Raw genomic sequence first — 18,328 nt, 5'->3', positions numbered from 1 at the left:
ATGAACAAGCGTCTTATTCCCCTGACCCTGCTGCCGCTGCTGCTGGCAGGGTGCAGCATGGCCCCTGACTATCAGGCACCATCCACCGGCGTCGCCGCCTCATATCCCCAGGCGGCGGCGCAGGCGGCACCGGTGGCCGATTTGGGCTGGCGCGACTTCTTCCTGGATGACGGGTTGCGCGGCCTGATTGATCAGGCGTTGGCCCAGAACCATGATCTGGCGGTTGCCAGTGCCAATGTCGAACGGGCCCGCGCGCTCTATCGGGTACAGCGGGCGGATCAACTGCCCAATGTGACGGCGGGCGCATCGGCAACCCGTGCCCGCGTGAATGAACCGGTGACCCAGACGGGTAACCAGTATCAGGTCAATGCCGGCATCACGGCGTTCGAGCTGGATTTCTTTGGCCGCGTGCGCAACCTGTCCGACGCGGCCCTGGAAAGCTATTTCGCGACCGCCGCCGCGCGGGAGACGGCGCGTCTGGCCCTGGTTGCAGAGGTGGCGAATGCCTACCTGACCCTGCTGGCCGACCGGGAGCAATTGGCCCTGACGGAGCGGACCTTCAACGCCCAGAAGGAAAGCTATGATCTGGTCAAGCTGGCCTTCGACCGGGGCGCCCGTTCGCTGTTGGAGCTTCGACAGGCCGAAACCACGCTGGAGACGGCGCGGGCCAACCTTGCCGCTTTCCGCCGTCAGGTGGCACTGGATGAAAACGCCCTGACCCTGCTGGTGGGCAGCCCCGTGACGGTGGCGGGCGACAAGGTCCTGGGGGAGGAAGGGTCCTTGCTGGTCCCGGCCCTGCCAGAAGGCCTGCCGTCCGATCTGCTGACCCGTCGGCCCGACATTGCGCAGGCCGAACATAATCTGCGGGCCGCCAACGCCAATATCGGTGCGGCCCGCGCCGCCTTCTTCCCGCGTATCGGCCTGACCAGCGCGCTGGGAACCGCCAGCACCTCGCTGTCCGGCCTGTTCGAAGGCGGCAGCAAGGTCTGGAATGTCGGGGCTGATGCCAGCCTGCCCATTTTCGATTTTGGTCGCACCCAGTCTAACCTGGATGTCGCCAAGGCGGACCGGGACATCGCCGTCGCCAACTATCAAGGCGCCGTGCGCACGGGCTTCCGTGAGGTCGCAGACGCCCTGGCCGCCCGTGCCACCCTGGATGATCAGGTGGCCGCCCAGACGGCCTTGGTGACGGCCACGCGGGAGACCTACACCCTGTCCAAGGCCCGCTATGACCGGGGCGTCGACAGCTATCTGCAGGTTCTGGATGCGCAGCGTAGCCTTTATGCGGCGGAAAGCAGCTTGATCATCCTGCGTCAGCAGCGGCTTTCAAATTTGGTCACGCTGTATAAGGCGCTGGGCGGCGGATTGTCGGACCGCGCGCCGGCCTGACCTTCCTCAACGACTACGGTCGTGTGAGGAGCAGCATTTCGGCAGTGCAACAAGTCCTTCATCATGGGGGCGGGCCTGTGCAGACGGGCTCGCCCCTTCTCCATTCCGGCCTGCCTCATGGCTATCGAGTCGGTGACGACACCCTACGGCAAGGTCATAGGTCCACCTCCCCGGACTACCCCGGAAGTCCTTGCTATCTGCCATTTTCGGTGTCCGACCCCTGCGCAAAGGCATAGGGTCCCTCGTCTAAAGACTGTGCCTTTCCGGCATCAGATATGATAATCTCCATGTCAGTAAGTTGTTTTTGTCGGTCTGCGCTTCCAGCGCAGACCTTCCCTACGGTAATGTCTTTCCGATAGATCGGAGCCTATGGTAAACCTGCCACGGCTTCGGCACTGCGGTACGAAGGGGCGGACCGCGGGATAACCTCAATAAGGAGTGCCTGTTTCGATATCGAAGTTCCGCGTTCCGTCGATGTCGACGGACCTACGGCGGGTGCTCCGGTGTTGTTGACGGTCAAGCTCTCAAACCCGCGCCTGAAGGGTGGCAAAATTGGAATATCCTCTGGCCCTTATCCTGCAGATCGCCCTGTCTGCCCTGATCTGCTTCGCGGCCAAGCCCATCGGCAATGCCCTGGGCATCATGGACAAGCCTGACAGCCTGCGTAAGCTGCATCGTGGTGCGGTGCCGCTGGTGGGCGGTCTGGCCATCCTGCTGCCTGCGACGCTGATTGGTGGCGGTATTTCCTATAATGATGGTGTCGGCCTGCATTGGGTAATCGTGCCCGTGATGGTCGTGCTGTTCGTCATGGGCATGGTGGATGATCGTCAGCACCTGCCGCCCGTCGTGCGCCTGTCGGTTTCGCTGGTGATGTTCTCCTTCGCCATCATCCTGGCGCCGCATCTGGCCCTGACCTCCCTGAATTTTGGCGGTGATGTCAGCGTTGATGTCCCGCCCTTCATGGGCGCGATGCTGACAATCGTCAGCCTTGTTGGCTTCCAGTATGCGTTCAACATGAGCGATGGTGCCAATGGCGTTGCCTCGGGCATGGCCATGATCTGGGCACTGTTCTTCGCGCTGGCCGGTACCGGCACCCTGTCGATGCTGGCCCTGCTGATCGTGGCGGGCGGGGCGGTGTTCCTGGCCTTCAACATGCGTGGTCGCATCTTCCTGGGTGACAGTGGCGCTTATGGTATCTCCGCTGTCATGGGCCTGCTGGGTCTGGCTATCACGGGCCACGCCGACAGCACCCTGACCAACATGCAGCTGATGGGCCTGTTCCTGCTGCCGGTGGTCGATTGCCTGCGACTGATCGTCAGCCGCCTGCGCGCCGGTCGCGCCCCTTTCTCCCCGGACCGGGAGCACCTGCATCATTACTTGCTGCGCTGGCTGGTTTCGCCCACCCGCACGGCCCTGGCCTACTGGTCTATGGTGGCCCTGCCGAACGCGGCGGGTGTCCTGGTCGGCGGCGTTTCCGGGTTTGCCGTGACAGTCGCACTGACGCTGCTGATGTACCGCTTTGCTATCGCCCGCACAGCTGCCGTTCCGGCACCTGCTGCTGTTGTCGGTGGTGAGGCGCGCTGAAGATTTCCATCCGCCGGGCTCCTCCCGAAGCGGTTTTACTGACAAGCGGCCGGGGATATTCCCGGCCGTTTTTCTTTTCGCGGCGCATTCAGCTTGGGTTCAGCGCAGCCCTGTCAGGATCGGTTCCATCATCGATCCAACAGGAAGGAACCCATCATGCCTTACCCCCGTCTCCTTGCCGGCCTGCTTCTGACCGGTTCGCTGGCCGCCGGTGCCTATGCCTATGCGCAAGGGGCCGGGACCGGTGCCGCGCCCATGCCTGGGCCGTCCATGGCAGTGGATACGCTGTCCATGCCGGCTTTGTTGGACAAGCTGTCGGCCCAGGGCTACCGCGATGCCCGCTCGGTTGAGCGGAAAAGCGACAAGCTGGTGGAGGTGAAGGCCACCGGTCCCGACGGCCAGCGCCAGGAACTCTATGTCGATGCCCGCACGGGTGAGATCCTGAAGGTGGAGCGCGACTGATGGCCGACATGACACTGCCAGCGGGGCAGGGGTCGTCTGTCCCGCCTTCCCCTGGCACCGTCCGGGTCTGGGACCCGCTGCTGCGCTTCATCCATTGGGGCATTGCCGCCGCTTTTCTGACGGCCTGGCTGTCAGCGGAGGAGGTGATGGCGGTGCATGAGGCGGCGGGCCTCACCATCATCGCCCTGGTGGGCCTGCGCGCGCTCTGGGGCCTCATCGGCAGCAGCCATGCCCGGTTCAGCGACTTTGCCCCGTCGGGTGCCGGCCTTCTGGCCTATATGCGCACCCTGGTGCAGCGCCGGGCCAACCGATATCTGGGCCATAATCCCGCCGGGGGGGCCATGGCCCTGACGCTGTGGTTCGCCCTGCTGGGCACGGCGGTGCTGGGCCTGCTGACCCGCTATCCTGTGCCGGCTCTGCGCCCCTATGGCCACTTTCTGGAAGAAGCGCATGAGGTGCTGGCCAATGGCACCCTGGTCCTGGTGGGCCTGCATTTGGCTGGCGTGCTGGTCAGCAGCCTGCTGCACAGGGAGAATCTGCTTCTATCCATGCTGACGGGCCGCAAACGAGCGGAATGACCGTTCACGGCCCAAACAAAAACCCCGGCGCCTTGCGGTGCCGGGGTTTTGTCTTTGCGGGGTTTCGGGATCAGGCCTTGGCGGCCTCTCCCTCGCCACCTTCGTTGCCGGGCGGGTCCTCGGCGTCCATGGTCTTGCGCAGCCGGTTCTCGCCCAGATAGAGCAGGATCGGGGCCGCGATGAAGATGGAGGAGGAGGTGGCCAGCAGGATACCGAACAGCAGGGCCCAGGCGAACTCACGCAGAGCTTCACCGCCATAAAGGGCCAGCGGCACGATCGACAGGAACACCGCAATGTTCGTGTTGATGGTGCGGGTCATGGTCTCGTTGATCGAGCGGTCGATCAGCTCGCGCAGCGGCATCTTGCGGTAAAGCCGCAGATTCTCGCGCACGCGGTCATAGACGACGACCTTGTCATTGATGGAGAAGCCCATGATGGTCAGCATCGCTGCCACCGCCGTCAGGTTGAACTGCAACCCGGTCACCGCGTAGAAGCCGATGGTCTTGGTGACGTCCAGCATCATGGTAACCACCGCACCCACGCCGAACTGCCATTCGAAGCGGAAGGTGATGTAGAGTAGCATGAAGAACGCAGCCAGACCCAGGGCCAGCATGCCGTCGCTGAACAGTTCTGCTGATACTGAGGCACCCACCGCTTCAACGCGCCGAACCTCCGAACCGGGGAAGTTCTGTTCCAGGGCGGCGGTCACGGCCTTGATGGCGGCCTGCTGGTTGCTTTCCGCCCCTTCCTGACGCTCCATGCGCAGGATCACGTCACGGTCGGTACCAAAGGCCTGCAAGGCCACTGGACCGACATTCACGCCTTCCATCACCTGCCGCATCTTTGGGAAGTCGGTAGCTTCCGCCGTCCGCACCTCCATCACGATGCCGCCAGCGAAATCGATGCCGTAGTTCAGCCCCGGCTTGAAGAACATCACCACCGAGGCCGTCGACAGGATCACCGACACGGCCAGACCGACATGTCGGCCATTCATGAAGTTGATCTTCATCCCTGCGGTCTTCAGCTTGATGGGGCCGAAGACGGGCAGTTCCTTGGAACGGGTGCGCTTGTACCAGATGGCGGTCAGCAGGCGTGCCACGACCGTGGCCGTGAACATTGACGTGATGATGCCCAGCGAGGTGGTGACGGCAAAGCCCTTCACCGAACCCGTGCCGACCACATAGAGCAGGACCATCTTGATTAGGGTGGTCAGGTTGCTGTCCATGATGGTGCCACGGGCCTTGATATAGCCCGTTTCCAGCGCGGACAACGCCGTCTTGCCCTTGCGCAGCTCCTCGCGGATACGCTCATTAATCAGGATGTTGGCGTCCACCGACATGCCGAGCGTCAGCACCACGCCGGCGATGCCGGGCAGGGTCAGGGTCGCTTCCAGCATAGCCAGACACGACAGCGTCAGGAACAGGTTGAAAACCAGGGCGGCATTGGCGATCAGACCAAAAAAGCCGTAGGTCAGCCACATATAGGCGAAGACCAGAACCACGCCGACGATACAGGAAATGACGCCGGCCTTGATGCTGTCGGCACCCAGTTCCGGCCCGATGGACCGTTCTTCCACCACTGTCAGCGGGGCGGGCAGGGCACCGGCGCGCAGCAGAACGGCCAGTTCGGTGGCCGTCTGGGCCGTGAAATTGCCGCTGATCTGACCGCGTCCGCCCAGGATCGGCTCATTGATCACCGGTGCTGAGATGACGCGGCCATCCAGCACGATGGCGAACGGCCGACCGACATTGGCCTTGGTGATATCGGCGAACCGGCGGGCGCCGATGCTGTCAAAGCTGAAGGACACGACCCAGCGGCCCGATTGCGGGTCGGCGCTGGGCTGGGCATCGGTCAGAGTGGCGCCGTCCACCTCGACGCGCTTGCGGACCAGGACCTGTCCGCCTCCGGCACCCCGGTCGCTGTTTTGCAGCCATTCAAAGCCCGGCGGTGCTGACGAACCCGGTGCCACCGTCGCGTCCCCCACCAGATGGAAGGTCATCTTGGCGGTCTGGCCCAGCAGCCGCTTGATACGGCCCGGATCGGTGACGCCGGGCAGCTGCACCAGCACGCGCGAGGCGCCTTGACGGGCCACAATGGGCTCATTCACGCCGGTTTCGTCGATACGGCGGCGCACGATCTCCAGCGACTGGTCGACGGCCTTGCTGACACGGTTGGTCAGGGCCTGCTGACCGAAGTCCAGCCGCAGGCGCCCCGCTTCCGGCACGATCGTGAAATCGGCGATCTCGCCAGGCAAGGAGGCCTGGGTCAGGGGGCGCAGGGCGTCGGTGACGCGGGCCGCATCGCCGGGATCGGCCAGCCGCACGACCAGACCGCTGCCTTCCACGCCGACACCGGCAACGCGCAGATCGGCGGTGCGCAGCAGGCCTCGCACTTCGTCCACGGCATTTTCCAGCCGCTCGCGCTTTACAGCTTCGGCATCGACCTCCAGCAGCAGATAGGAACCGCCCTGAAGGTCAAGGCCCAGGTTGAAATGGCGCATGGGCAGCCAGGAGGGCATGTTGTGCGGGCCGACCAGACTGGGAATGGCCAGCGCACTGCCCAGGAAGCAGATCACCAGAATGGCGATGGTCTGCAGACGGGAGAATTTAAGCATGGGATTTGTCCGATCATCGGCGGCGGCTCATGGACCGCGCCCTGGTGATCACGGGAATTGGTGAAAACGCGGGGTCAGTGGCCTGCCGGCGGCCCGCGCGGCTGACCGGGCGCGCTGACTGCCTTGCGGGGCAGGGGGGCGGGCACGCCCTTTTCCGCCGGCATGCCGGTCTGGATAAAGGCCGGAAGCCCATTGCCGCCCGGTAGCATGGCCAACCCGGCAGCACCGCCGGTCAGGGCCTTGCCATCGATGCGCAGGGCAATCTGGATCAGGGCCGGCTGCGCTGGTGTGGTCAGGCGCTGGTCACACGTCCCCGAGTCCGGGCATTCACCAGCAATCCGACCGATACCGGCGCGCGCCACCGCATCGCCGCCGCCCATGGCGCCGGCCAGCAGCACAAAGGCCGCCAGCAGCAGTAAACGCCATCGGGAGAGGGAAAGACGCAACGGTGTCACCATCCAGTTTATCAGGCATGGAGGAATACGCTGCCGCCCCGCCGCTGGCAAGCGGGATGCCGGATTTCCTGCCCGAACGGGTCAAGCCCCCCGTCCGAAATTCTGAAATTGGTTTGTGACTGAAGGGCCGAAAAAATCAGAGGTCGTGGCGATTAATCCTGTTGCCTTCTGTCATGACACCGGTTACCTAATGAAAGCGCGACCATCCCGGTTTTTTGCGCCCCTAAGGTGTTTTCGATGTCCAAGCCTTTGGCCCTGCATGATGACCGCCTGTTCCCCGCTGAGCCCGGCACGCGCGCCATTGCGCGGCGGCTGTATCAGCTGGTGAAGGATTTGCCGATCATCAGCCCGCACGGGCATACGGACCCGTCCTGGTTCGCGGGTAATGCCAATTTCGGTAACCCGACGGAACTGCTGTTGGCACCGGACCATTATGTCTACCGTATGCTGTACAGCCAGGGCATTGCCATGGGTGATGTGGGCGTGGGCGACCGGTCGGGCCCGTCCAAGGCCGATCCGCGCGCCGCGTGGCGGATTTTCGCGTCGAACTTCCATCTGTTCCGCGCCACGCCCAGCTGGCTGTGGATGAATTTCGTGTTCACCAAGGTGTTCGACATCGATGTCGCTCTGTCGGCTGACACCGCTGACCATTACTATGACACGATCGACGCCGCGCTGAAGACCGATGCGTTCCGCCCCCGCGCGCTGTTTGAGCGGTTCAATATCGAACTGATCGCGACGACGGAGGGGCCGACCGACACGCTGGACCATCACCATAAGGTGCTGGAAAGCGGCTGGAAGGGCGGGCGGGTCATCTCCGCCTATCGCCCCGACGCGGTGATTGATCCCGAACATGAACAATTCCCCACCGCCATGCGCGCCTTTGCCGAGGTGACGGGCGAGGATGTCTATAGCTGGAAAGGCTATCTGAACGCGCATCGCAAGCGCCGTCAGGATTTCATGAAGGTGGGTACGACCAGCAGCGACCATGGCCATATCACGGCCAACACCGCCAACCTGTCGCCTGCCGACGCTGAAAAGCTGTTCCAGAAGGTGTTGAAGGGCGATGTAACGGCGGCGGATGCCGAGACATTCCGGGGCCAGATGCTGACCGAAATGGCGGGCATGAGCATTGAGGATGGTCTGGTCATGCAGATCCATCCCGGCGCCTTCCGCAACCATAACGGCCAAGTATTCGAACGGTTCGGGCGTGACAAGGGTGCCGACGTTCCGTCGCGCACAGACTATATCCGCGCGCTGAAGCCGTTGCTGGACCGGTATGGCAATGACACCCGCCTGTCGATCATCCTGTTCACGCTGGATGAGACGACCTATGCGCGTGAACTGGCGCCGCTGGCCGGCCATTACCCGACCCTGAAGCTGGGCCCCGCCTGGTGGTTCCATGATAGCCCGGAAGGCATGATGCGGTTCCGTGAGCAGGTGACGGAGACGGCGGGCTTCTACAACACCGTCGGCTTCAACGATGACACCCGCGCCTTCCTGTCCATTCCGGCCCGCCACGATGTGGCGCGGCGTGTGGATTGCGCCTTCCTGGCGCGCATGGTGGCCGAGCATCGCATGGATGAGGATGACGCAGCCGAGGTGGCTGTAGATTTGTCATACAACTTGCCCAAGAAAGCCTATAAACTGTGATCGGCGCAGTCGGTGCCAACAGGATCGGCATTCCAGGCTGACACGTAAAAATCGGGGAGTTCCAATATGTTCGCGAAGACCTATCACGCCACCCACCCGGTCATGATGCAGGGTGCCAGCAATAATGATCTGCGGGATCGTTATCTGATGACCGGCCTGTTCGTGGCCGATCAGGTGGTGCTGAACTACAGCCATAATGAGCGTTTTGTCGTCGGCGGCGCCACGCCGGTGGCGGGCAGCGTTGTGCTGCCGCACCAGACCGAGCCGGCATCCGCTGCCGGTCACCCGTTCCTGGAACGGCGCGAACTGGGCATCGTCAATATCGGCGGTGCGGGTTCGGTGACCGTGGACGGAACCGTTTATGAGCTGGGCAACAAGGACGGCCTGTATGTCGGCATGGGCGCGAAGGATGTGACCTTCGCATCGGTCGATGGCGCGGCTCCGGCCAAGTTCTATCTGGTCTCCACCCCCGCCCATGCCAGCTTTCCGAACAAGAAGATCGGCCTGAAGGACGCGGTGGCGCTGGAACGCGGCGCGCTGGAAACCAGCAATGAGCGCACGATCTATCAGTATATCGTGCCGGCGACCTGCCAGTCGGCGCAGCTTCTGCTGGGCCTGACCATGCTGAAGCCGGGCTCGGTGTGGAACACCATGCCCCCGCACCTGCATGACCGCCGCTCGGAAGTGTATCTCTACTGCGACATCCCCGGTGACAACCGCGTCTTCCATTTCATGGGCGAGCCGGAAGCAGCCCGTCACATCGTGGTGGCCGATGGCGAGGCCGTGATGTCCCCGCCCTGGTCCATCCACATGGGCAGCGGTACCGCCAACTATTCCTTCATCTGGGCCATGGGCGGCGAAAATCTCGATTACACCGACATGAAGGTGATCGATATCTGCCAGCTGCGCTGAGACAGGTCAGGAACGGGAGCATCCCATTATGAGCAATCCCTTCGACCTCAGTGGCAAGGTAGCGCTGGTAACCGGTGCCAATACCGGCATCGGGCAGGGCATCGCGCTGGCACTGGCCCAGGCCGGGGCCAGCATCGTGGCCGTGGGCCGGTCGACCCCGACCGATACCCAGTCCGCTGTTGAGGCTGCTGGTGCCAAGTTCGCCTTCGTTTCCGCCGATCTGGGCACCGGTGCGCCGGTGGCGGAGATTGTGGAGAAGGTGGCCGCTGCCTTTGGCCGCATCGACATCCTGGTCAATAATGCTGGCACCATCCGCCGCGCCGATGCGCTGGAGTTCTCGGAAACCGACTGGGACGATGTCCTGGACGTCAATCTGAAGACGCCGTTCTTTCTGGCCCAGGCGGTCGCGAAGAAGTTCATTGCGCAAGGTTCCGGTGGCAAGATCATCAATATCGCCAGCATGCTGTCCTTCCAGGGCGGCATCCGCGTCGTGTCCTACACGGCATCGAAGAGCGGGATTGCCGGCGTGACCAAGCTGCTGGCCAATGAATGGGCGGCCAAGGGCATCAATGTGAATGCCATCGCGCCGGGCTATTTCGCCACCAACAATACCGAGGCGCTGCGCGCCGACGAGAACCGCAACCGCGACATCCTGGCCCGGATCCCGGCCGCGCGTTGGGGTTCGCCGTCGGATCTGGGCGGGGCGGCTGTTTTCCTGGCTTCTGCTGCTGCCGATTATGTCCATGGCATCACCCTGCCCGTGGATGGCGGCTGGCTGGCCCGGTAAGTTTTAACTCCCGGCGGCGGGTTTCCCGCCGCAACCTGACAAAACCCCCACCCACCCGTTGGGCGGGGGTTTCTTTTTTGCGTGGATTTGTCAAAACCGATCAGGAAATTTGACTGGAATCGGCATGGACGATCATATCGGTCCTGTCCGATCTTCGGCACCCTTGTGCATCAAAGCCGAAGAACCAGACATGAAAGTCCTAGTCGCCGTTAAGCGTGTCGTTGACTACAACGTCAAGATCCGCGTTAAGCCCGACGAGAGCGGTGTCGAGCTTGCGAATGTTAAGATGTCGATGAACCCGTTTGACGAGATCGCGGTTGAGGAAGCCGTTCGGTTGAAGGAAGCGGGCAAGGCGACGGAGATCGTGGTCGTGTCGATCGGCCCGGCAGCGGCGCAGGAGACGATCCGCACCGCGCTGGCCATGGGTGGCGACCGCGGCGTTCTGGTACAGACCGACGCCGAGGTGCAGCCGCTGGCGGTTGCCAAGCTGCTGAAGGCGGTTGTGGCCAAGGAAGCGCCGGATCTGGTGATCCTGGGCAAGCAGGCCATTGATGATGACAGCAACCAGACGGGCCAGGCGCTGGCCGCCTTGCTGGGCTGGGGCCAGGGCACGTTTGCGTCCAAGGTGGTGCCGGGCGATGGCGCCGTGGCTGTGACGCGCGAGATTGATGGCGGGTTGGAGACGGTCTCGCTGAAGCTGCCGGCGGTGGTGACCACCGACCTGCGCCTGAACGAGCCGCGCTATGCCTCGCTGCCCAACATCATGAAGGCGAAGAAGAAGCCGATCGAGACGGTGGCCCCGGACGCGCTGGGCGTGGACATCACCCCGCGCCTGACCACGCTGAAGGTGACGGAGCCGGCCAAGCGCAAGGGCGGCGTCAAGGTCGCGTCGGTCGCTGAGCTGGTCGCCAAGCTGCGCGACGAAGCGCGCGTCATCTGATCCGCAACGCATTCCAAGGATACGCAACATGAGCATTCTGGTTGTTGCCGAACCCTCGACGGGTGCGGTGAAGAAGCCGACCCTGACCACGCTGGGTGCCGCCACTAAGATCGGCGGCGAGACGCATGTGCTGGTCGCCGGTTCGGGCGTGGGCGAGGCTGCGAAGCAAGCCGCCTCTGCCGCCGGCGTGGCCAAGGCATTGGTCGCCGATGGCGCTGAATATGCCAACCCGCTGGCTGAGAATTTCGCACCGCTGGTGGTGGCCGCTGTGAAGGCGGGTGGCTACAGCCATGTGCTGTTCACCGCCACCACGTTCGGCAAGAACCTGGCCCCGCGCGTGGCGGCCCTGCTGGATGTGCAGCAGATCAGCGAGATCAGCGGCGTCATCGATGCCGACACGTTCGAACGCCCGATCTATGCCGGCAATGCCATCGCGACGGTGAAGTCCAGCGACGCCATCAAGGTGATCACGGTGCGCGGTACCGCGTTTGAGGCGGCGGGCGAGACCGGTGGGGCCGGTGTGGTCGAGACGCTGAGCGCCACGGGCGAGGCGGGGCTGTCCAGCTTTGTCAGTGCGGAACTGACCAAGTCGGAGCGCCCGGAACTGACCTCGGCCCGCGTCATCGTCTCGGGCGGTCGCGGCATGCAGTCGGGCGACAATTTCCCGATGCTGGACAAGCTGGCGGACAAGCTGGGTGCCGCGGTGGGTGCAAGCCGTGCAGCGGTGGATGCCGGTTTCGTGCCCAACGATTATCAGGTCGGCCAGACCGGCAAGATCGTGGCCCCGGAACTGTACATCGCCGTCGGCATCAGCGGTGCCATCCAGCATCTGGCCGGCATGAAGGACAGCAAGGTCATCGTCGCCATCAACAAGGACGAAGAGGCCCCCATGTTCCAGGTGGCCGATTACGGCATCGTCGGCGACCTGTTCAAGATCGTCCCGGAGCTGACCGAGGCGCTGGGGTAAGCTGTTAGCACTCTCACCTCCCACGCCGGAACGCTCGGGAGGTGAGAGTGCTACGTTCCTGTCTGTGAAAACCTACCACCTGTGACGGCGGGCATAGCAACCGGCCCGCCCCTGTGTTCATGACAGCCTGGGGATATATTTCCGGGTGGGCAGGATCATGGACAAATTGCAGGCCATGCAGGTTTTTGTGCAGGTGGTGGAACTGAATGGTTTCGCCCGGGCCGCTGACAAGCTGGGCCTGCCGCGCGCATCGGTCACCACCATCATCCAGAATCTGGAGGCCCATCTGGGCACCAGCCTGTTGCAGCGGACGACACGGCGCCTGTCCCTGACGGCCGATGGGGAGCTGTTTCACGAACGCGCGCTGCGTATCCTGGCCGAAGTGGAGGAGGTGGAGATCGGCTTCACCGAAGGCCGCCGGCATCCCAAGGGCCGGCTGCATGTCGATATGCCCACCTCCATCGGGCGGCTGGTGGTGATCCCGCAATTGCGGGAGTTCCACGCGCGCTATCCCGATATCGAACTCAAGCTGGGCATGAATGACCGGCAGATTGATATCGTGCAGGAAGGGGTGGATTGCGTGCTGCGCGTCGGGGAACTGGCTGACAGTTCCATGATCGCCCGCCGTCTGGGCCTTCTCTCCCGCATCACCTGCGCCAGCCCATCCTATCTGGAGAAATATGGGGTGCCCCAATGTCTGGAGGATTTGTCGGTCCATCAGGGCGTGCGGTATTTCTCCCCCCATCTGGGCAACCGTTCCTACCCGTTCGAATTCGTGAAGGATGGGGTGGAGATCGACATGCCGTTGAAAGGTGCGGTCGCGGTCAATGACAGCGAGGCCTATATTGCCTGCGGGGTTCAGGGCTATGGCCTGATGCAGCCCGGCTTGTTCATGGTGCTGGAACAGTTCCAGCGCGGAGAGCTGGTGGAGGTGCTGCCTGAGTTTCGACCCCGGCCCATGCCCATCTCCGCCGTCTATCCACCCAACCGTCAGCCCTCACAGAAGGTGCGCCTGTTCATCGACTGGGTGGTCAGCCTGTTCGAACAATGCCCGATCCTACAGGGCGCCGATAAGCCCTTTGCTTGTTACCAGCACGCCGCCTGATTGTTCGGATAATCCGAATTCTGTTGTCGGAAAATCGATATTTATTCGTTGCGGCGAATGGGTGATGCTGCAACTGCTCACTGACCTGCGGACGCCTGTCCGCGGGCTTGTGGTCTATTGGATGTCGAAAGGTGTTATTTGCCAAGCCCTTGCGGAATTGCATGGGTGCCAGATGAAAAAGATTTAATGCCTGCGACGGCCATCACAGCGGCGATGCAGCAAACCCGATAAACCTGATGATTGAGGGAACCTCATCCGACCTGGATGCGGTTCCAAACCCGAAACAAAGGTGTTGGATAAGGGGGCCCGGATTGCCGGGCATCCAAGGCGGCGCTGTCCTTAGAACAGGCCTCTTTTGCATGATCCCCCGTCGATGGGCGGCGGCGGGAAACCCCTTTCTGCACCCTTCTGGCAAGGAGTGGTACCCATGTCGATGACGCGATCCAAGCTGGCCTGGATGATGGCCGCCGGTGTGTCGCTGCTGGTGATCTCGCTGGCAACGTTGCAGGGGCAGGCGGAAGACAAGCCGGTGGCCATGGCCGCCATGCCCGCCGTGGAGGTGGATGTGGCGCCTGTCGTGGCGCGTAAGGTGGTGGACTGGCAGAGCTATTCCGGGCGTCTGGAGGCGGTAGAGCGGGTGGATATCCGTCCCCGCGTCTCCGGTACCATCACCGAGGTGCATTTCAGGAATGGGGCGCAGGTGAAGAAGGGCGATGTCCTGTTCACCATCGACCCCGCCCCTTATCGTGCCGAGGTGGCGCGGGCCGAGGCGCAGCTGGCGGCGACCCAGGCCCGGGTTCGCTTCACCAGTGCCGAACTGGACCGCGCCGCCAAGCTGGTGGCCGATAGCACGATTCCTCGCCGCACCCTGGATGAGCGGGAGCATAATGCCCGCGACGCCCAGGCCAGCCTGCGGGCAGCGCAAGCGGAACTGGATGTGGCGAAGCTGAACCTGTCCTACACCTCAGTGACAGCACCCATCTCCGGTCGTGTTTCCCGTGCGGAAATTACCGTGGGCAATGTCGTAGCGGCGGGGGCGACGGGTGTGCCGCTGACCACTCTGGTCTCCGTCTCGCCCATCTATGCGTCGTTCGACGTGGATGAGCAGACCTATCTGCGCCACATCGCGTCGGTGAAGGATCAGGCCGGTGTGCCGGTGCAACTGGGTCTGGCCAACGAGGCGGAATATTCTCGCGCTGGCACCATCGATGACGTGGATAACCGTCTGGACCCCGTGTCGGGCACCATCCGCGTCCGCGCCCGCTTTGACAATGCCGATGGCTTGCTAGTTCCCGGCCTTTATGCCCGCGTCAAGGTGGGCGGTTCCGATCCGCAGGCGGCCGTTATGGTCGATGAACGCGCCATCGGCACCGATCAGGACAAGAAATTTGTCCTGGTCGTGGGTGATGACAACAAGGTCTCCTACCGCCCCGTCCTGCTGGGCAGCCGGCAGGAAGGCCTGCGCATCGTCACCGGCGGTTTGCAGCCGGGCGAACGCATCATCGTCAACGGCATGCAGCGCGCCCGTCCGGGCGACGTGGTGAAGCCCAAGGCGGTGGCCATGGAGCGGCCGGTCACGCAGGTGGCGACGCGGTAGACACTTCTCTCGCACCCTCCCTCGTCATCCCGGCTTTCGCCGGGATGACGGAAGTTAGAAGCCCAACCCATCCCGTGCGATCCGCGCGGACCCCGAGGCTTGTCATGAACATCTCTCGTTTCTTCATCGACCGCCCGATCTTCGCGGGTGTGTTGTCGGTGGTCGTCTTCCTGGCGGGGTTCATTTCCCTGTTCCAGTTGCCGGTCTCCGAATATCCGGAGGTCGTGCCGCCCTCCGTTGTCGTGCGTGCCCAGTATCCGGGCGCCAACCCCAAGGTCATTGCCGAAACCGTCGCTTCGCCGTTGGAGGAACAGATCAATGGCGTTGAGGACATGCTGTATATGCAGTCCCAGGCCAACAGCGACGGCAACATGGCGCTGACCGTGACCTTCAAGCTGGGCACCGACCCGGACAAGGCCACGCAACTGGTGCAGAACCGTGTGGCCCAGGCGCTGCCGCGCCTGCCGCAGGATGTGCAGCGGCTGGGCGTGACCACGGTGAAGTCGTCGCCGACCCTGACCATGGTGGTGCATCTGCGCTCGCCCGACGACCGCTATGACATGACCTACCTACGCAACTACGCCGTCCTGAATGTGCGCGACCGTCTGGCGCGCATTTCCGGGGTGGGCGAGGTGCTGCTGTGGGGTTCGGGCGATTATGCCATGCGTGTCTGGCTGGACCCACACAAGGTGGCCGAACGCGGCATGACGGCAAATGACGTCGTCAACGCCATCCGCGACCAGAATGTGCAAGTGGCCGCTGGCGTCATCGGCGCCAGCCCGTCCGTGCCCGACGCGCCCCTCCAATTGTCGGTCAATGCCCAGGGCCGTTTGAAATCGGTGGAGGAATTCCAGGACATCGTCCTGAAGACCGATGGCGGTGCCGTTACCTATCTGCGTGATGTGGCGCGGGTGGAACTGGCCGCCTCGCAGTATGGCCTGCGCTCCCTGCTGGATAACCAGCCGGCGGTGGCCATCGCCATCAACCAGGCACCGGGCGCCAATGCGCTGGCCATTTCCGAGACTGTTCGGGAGACGATGGCGGAGCTGCAGGCCGACATGCCCGACGGGGTGGAATATTCCATCGTCTATGACCCGACCCGCTTCGTGCAGGCCAGCATCGACGCCGTGATCCATACCCTGCTGGAAGCCATCGCGCTGGTCGTGCTGGTGGTGATCGTCTTCCTGCAGACCTGGCGGGCGTCGATCATCCCGCTGCTGGCGGTGCCCGTTTCCATCGTTGGCACCTTCTCCCTAATGCTGTTGTTCGGCTTCTCCATCAATGCCTTGTCATTGTTCGGCATGGTGCTGGCCATCGGCATCGTGGTCGATGACGCCATCGTGGTGGTGGAGAATGTGGAACGTAACATCTCCGAAGGGCTGAGCCCCAAGCAGGCCACCTACAAGGCCATGCAGGAGGTGAGCGGCCCCATCATTGCCATCGCCCTGACCCTTGTCGCCGTTTTTGTGCCCCTGGCCGCCATGTCGGGCCTGTCGGGTGAATTCTACAAGCAGTTCGCGATGACCATCGCGATTTCCACCGTGATCTCCGCCTTCAACTCCCTGACCCTGTCCCCGGCCCTGTCGGCCCTGCTGCTGAAGGGTCATCATGACAAGCAGGATTGGCTGACGCGCGGCATGAACAAGGTGCTGGGCGGCTTCTTCCGGGGCTTCAACCGCGTGTTCCAGCGTGGGTCGGAAGGGTACGGCAAGGGCGTGAGCGGCGTGGTGCGGCACAAGGGCGCCATGATGCTGCTCTATGTGCTGCTGCTGGGCCTGACCGTGGTTCTGGGCCGTGCGGTGCCGGGTGGCTTCGTCCCGGCGCAGGACAAGGAATATCTGATCGCCTTCGCACAGTTACCCACCGGCGCCTCGCTGGACCGCACGGAGGATGTGATCCGCGCCATGACCGACATCGCCTTGAAGCAGCCCGGCGTCGATCATGCCGTTGCCTTCCCTGGCCTGTCGGTGAACGGTTTCACCAACTCCTCTTCCGCCGGCATCGTCTTCGCAACGCTGAAGCCTTATGAGGAGCGGCAGAAGGATGGCCTGTCGGCCAATGTCATCGCCATGTCCCTGCAGCAGCAGTTCAATAGCGTGAAGGAAGCCTTCGTCGCCGTGTTCCCGCCGCCGCCTGTCATGGGTTTGGGCACGCTGGGCGGGTTCAAGATGCAGTTGGAGGATCGCGGCTCCCTGGGCTATGAGGCCCTGGCCAAGGCGGCGAACGATTTCGTGATGAAGGCGCGCCAGACCCCCGAACTGGGGCCGACCTTCAGCAGCTACGAAATCAACGTGCCGCAGCTGGATGTGAACCTGGACCGCGTGAAGGCAAAGCAACTGGGCGTGCCCGTCACCGACGTGTTCGAGACGATGCAGGTCTATCTGGGCTCCCTCTATGTCAACGACTTCAACACCTTCGGCCGCGTCTATCAGGTGCGGGTGCAGGCGGATGCGCCGTTCCGCGCCCACGCCGATGATATCGGCCTGCTGAAGACCCGCAACGACCAGGGCGTGATGGTGCCGCTGTCGTCGCTGGTACAGGTGACGCAGAGTTACGGTCCCGAAATGGTGGTCCGTTACAATGGCTACACCGCCGCAGACATCAATGGCGGCCCGGCGCCGGGTTATTCTTCCGGCCAGGCTGAGGCAGCGGCGGAGCGGATCGCGGCGGAGGTGCTGCCGCGCGGGATCAAGTTCGAATGGACCGACCTCACCTATCAGCAGATCCTGGCGGGCAACGCCGCCCTGTGGGTGTTCCCGATCTCCGTCCTGCTGGTCTTCCTGGTGCTGGCGGCACAGTACGAAAGCCTGACCTTGCCGCTGGCCATCCTGATGATCGTGCCGATGAGCCTGATGTCTGCCCTGGCCGGCGTCTGGATCACGGGCGGGGACAACAACATCTTCACCCAGATCGGCTTCATGGTGCTTGTGGGGCTCTCGGCGAAGAACGCGATCCTGATCGTGGAATTCGCCCGCGAGCTGGAAACCCATGGCCGAACGGTTGTCCAGGCCGCGATTGAGGCCAGCCGCCTGCGTCTGCGTCCCATCCTGATGACCTCTATCGCCTTCATCATGGGCGTGGTTCCGCTGATCACCTCCACCGGTGCGGGTGCGGAAATGCGTCAGGCCATGGGTGTGGCCGTGTTTGCCGGCATGCTGGGCGTGACCCTGTTCGGCCTGCTGCTGACGCCAGTGTTCTACGTCCTGCTGCGCTTCATGGTGGGCGCGCACCGCAAGCAGCTGGAACCGACCCTTCCGGCCGGTGTGGTGGCGGCGGCTGAGTAGG

14 protein-coding genes are annotated in these 18,328 nt (G+C 63.3%); 12 read left to right on the top strand and 2 right to left on the bottom strand.

The window, feature by feature from the left end:
* From C0V82_RS16435 to C0V82_RS16420, 4 genes are all read left to right on the top strand, one after another.
* Positions 1–1,389, top strand: a complete 1,389-nt coding sequence (locus C0V82_RS16435; RefSeq protein ID WP_102113565.1) for an efflux transporter outer membrane subunit — start codon at positions 1–3, stop codon at positions 1,387–1,389.
* A 552-nt stretch (positions 1,390–1,941) separates the two neighbouring features.
* On the top strand, positions 1,942–2,973 hold the full coding sequence (locus tag C0V82_RS16430; protein ID WP_102113564.1) for a glycosyltransferase family 4 protein: 1,032 nt from the start codon (positions 1,942–1,944) through the stop codon (positions 2,971–2,973).
* Positions 2,974–3,129: 156 nt separating this feature from the next.
* Entirely contained in the window at positions 3,130–3,435 is a 306-nt protein-coding gene (locus tag C0V82_RS16425) for a PepSY domain-containing protein (protein WP_102113563.1), read from the top strand.
* Positions 3,435–4,013: a cytochrome b/b6 domain-containing protein gene (locus C0V82_RS16420; protein ID WP_245924261.1), complete on the top strand. Its 579-nt coding sequence runs from the start codon at positions 3,435–3,437 to the stop codon at positions 4,011–4,013. The genes C0V82_RS16425 and C0V82_RS16420 overlap by 1 nt, the downstream gene beginning before the upstream one ends.
* Positions 4,014–4,083: 70 nt before the next feature.
* Here the strand turns inward: C0V82_RS16420 and secD are convergent, their stop codons facing one another.
* Entirely contained in the window at positions 4,084–6,627 is a 2,544-nt protein-coding gene (secD, locus tag C0V82_RS16415) for a protein translocase subunit SecD (RefSeq protein WP_102113562.1), read from the bottom strand.
* Positions 6,628–6,701: 74 nt separating this feature from the next.
* The gene (locus C0V82_RS16410) at positions 6,702–7,085 is read right to left on the bottom strand and encodes a hypothetical protein (RefSeq protein WP_102113561.1); all 384 of its coding nucleotides are present in this window, start codon (positions 7,083–7,085) and stop codon (positions 6,702–6,704) included.
* A gap of 234 nt (positions 7,086–7,319) precedes the next feature.
* Between C0V82_RS16410 and uxaC the strand changes: the two genes are divergently transcribed.
* The 8 genes from uxaC (at position 7,320) to C0V82_RS16370 (ending at position 18,327) form a co-directional block, all read left to right on the top strand.
* On the top strand, positions 7,320–8,735 hold the full coding sequence (gene uxaC / locus C0V82_RS16405; RefSeq protein WP_102114348.1) for a glucuronate isomerase: 1,416 nt from the start codon (positions 7,320–7,322) through the stop codon (positions 8,733–8,735).
* A 66-nt stretch (positions 8,736–8,801) separates the two neighbouring features.
* The gene (gene kduI, locus C0V82_RS16400) at positions 8,802–9,647 is read left to right on the top strand and encodes a 5-dehydro-4-deoxy-D-glucuronate isomerase (RefSeq protein ID WP_102113560.1); all 846 of its coding nucleotides are present in this window, start codon (positions 8,802–8,804) and stop codon (positions 9,645–9,647) included.
* A gap of 28 nt (positions 9,648–9,675) precedes the next feature.
* Positions 9,676–10,434: a 2-dehydro-3-deoxy-D-gluconate 5-dehydrogenase KduD gene (gene kduD / locus C0V82_RS16395; RefSeq protein WP_102113559.1), complete on the top strand. Its 759-nt coding sequence runs from the start codon at positions 9,676–9,678 to the stop codon at positions 10,432–10,434.
* 190 nt (positions 10,435–10,624) lie between these two features.
* Positions 10,625–11,374 carry an electron transfer flavoprotein subunit beta/FixA family protein gene (locus tag C0V82_RS16390; protein ID WP_102112432.1) on the top strand — a complete coding sequence of 250 codons (750 nt, stop codon included), beginning with the start codon at positions 10,625–10,627 and terminating at the stop codon, positions 11,372–11,374.
* 28 nt (positions 11,375–11,402) lie between these two features.
* Entirely contained in the window at positions 11,403–12,341 is a 939-nt protein-coding gene (locus C0V82_RS16385) for an electron transfer flavoprotein subunit alpha/FixB family protein (RefSeq protein ID WP_102112433.1), read from the top strand.
* Positions 12,342–12,498: 157 nt separating this feature from the next.
* Complete coding sequence (locus C0V82_RS16380; RefSeq protein ID WP_102113558.1) at positions 12,499–13,446, top strand: LysR family transcriptional regulator; 948 nt, start codon at positions 12,499–12,501, stop codon at positions 13,444–13,446.
* A 427-nt stretch (positions 13,447–13,873) separates the two neighbouring features.
* The gene (locus tag C0V82_RS16375; RefSeq protein WP_102113557.1) at positions 13,874–15,043 is read left to right on the top strand and encodes an efflux RND transporter periplasmic adaptor subunit; all 1,170 of its coding nucleotides are present in this window, start codon (positions 13,874–13,876) and stop codon (positions 15,041–15,043) included.
* Positions 15,044–15,147: 104 nt separating this feature from the next.
* Complete coding sequence (locus C0V82_RS16370) at positions 15,148–18,327, top strand: efflux RND transporter permease subunit (protein ID WP_102113556.1); 3,180 nt, start codon at positions 15,148–15,150, stop codon at positions 18,325–18,327.
* Position 18,328 lies beyond the last annotated feature (1 nt).

Source organism: Niveispirillum cyanobacteriorum (genome assembly GCF_002868735.1).
Classification (GTDB): Bacteria; Pseudomonadota; Alphaproteobacteria; order Azospirillales; family Azospirillaceae; genus Niveispirillum; species Niveispirillum cyanobacteriorum.
The sequence above is the reverse complement of the archived record's forward strand: the minus strand, read 5'-3'. Positions and strand labels throughout refer to the sequence as shown.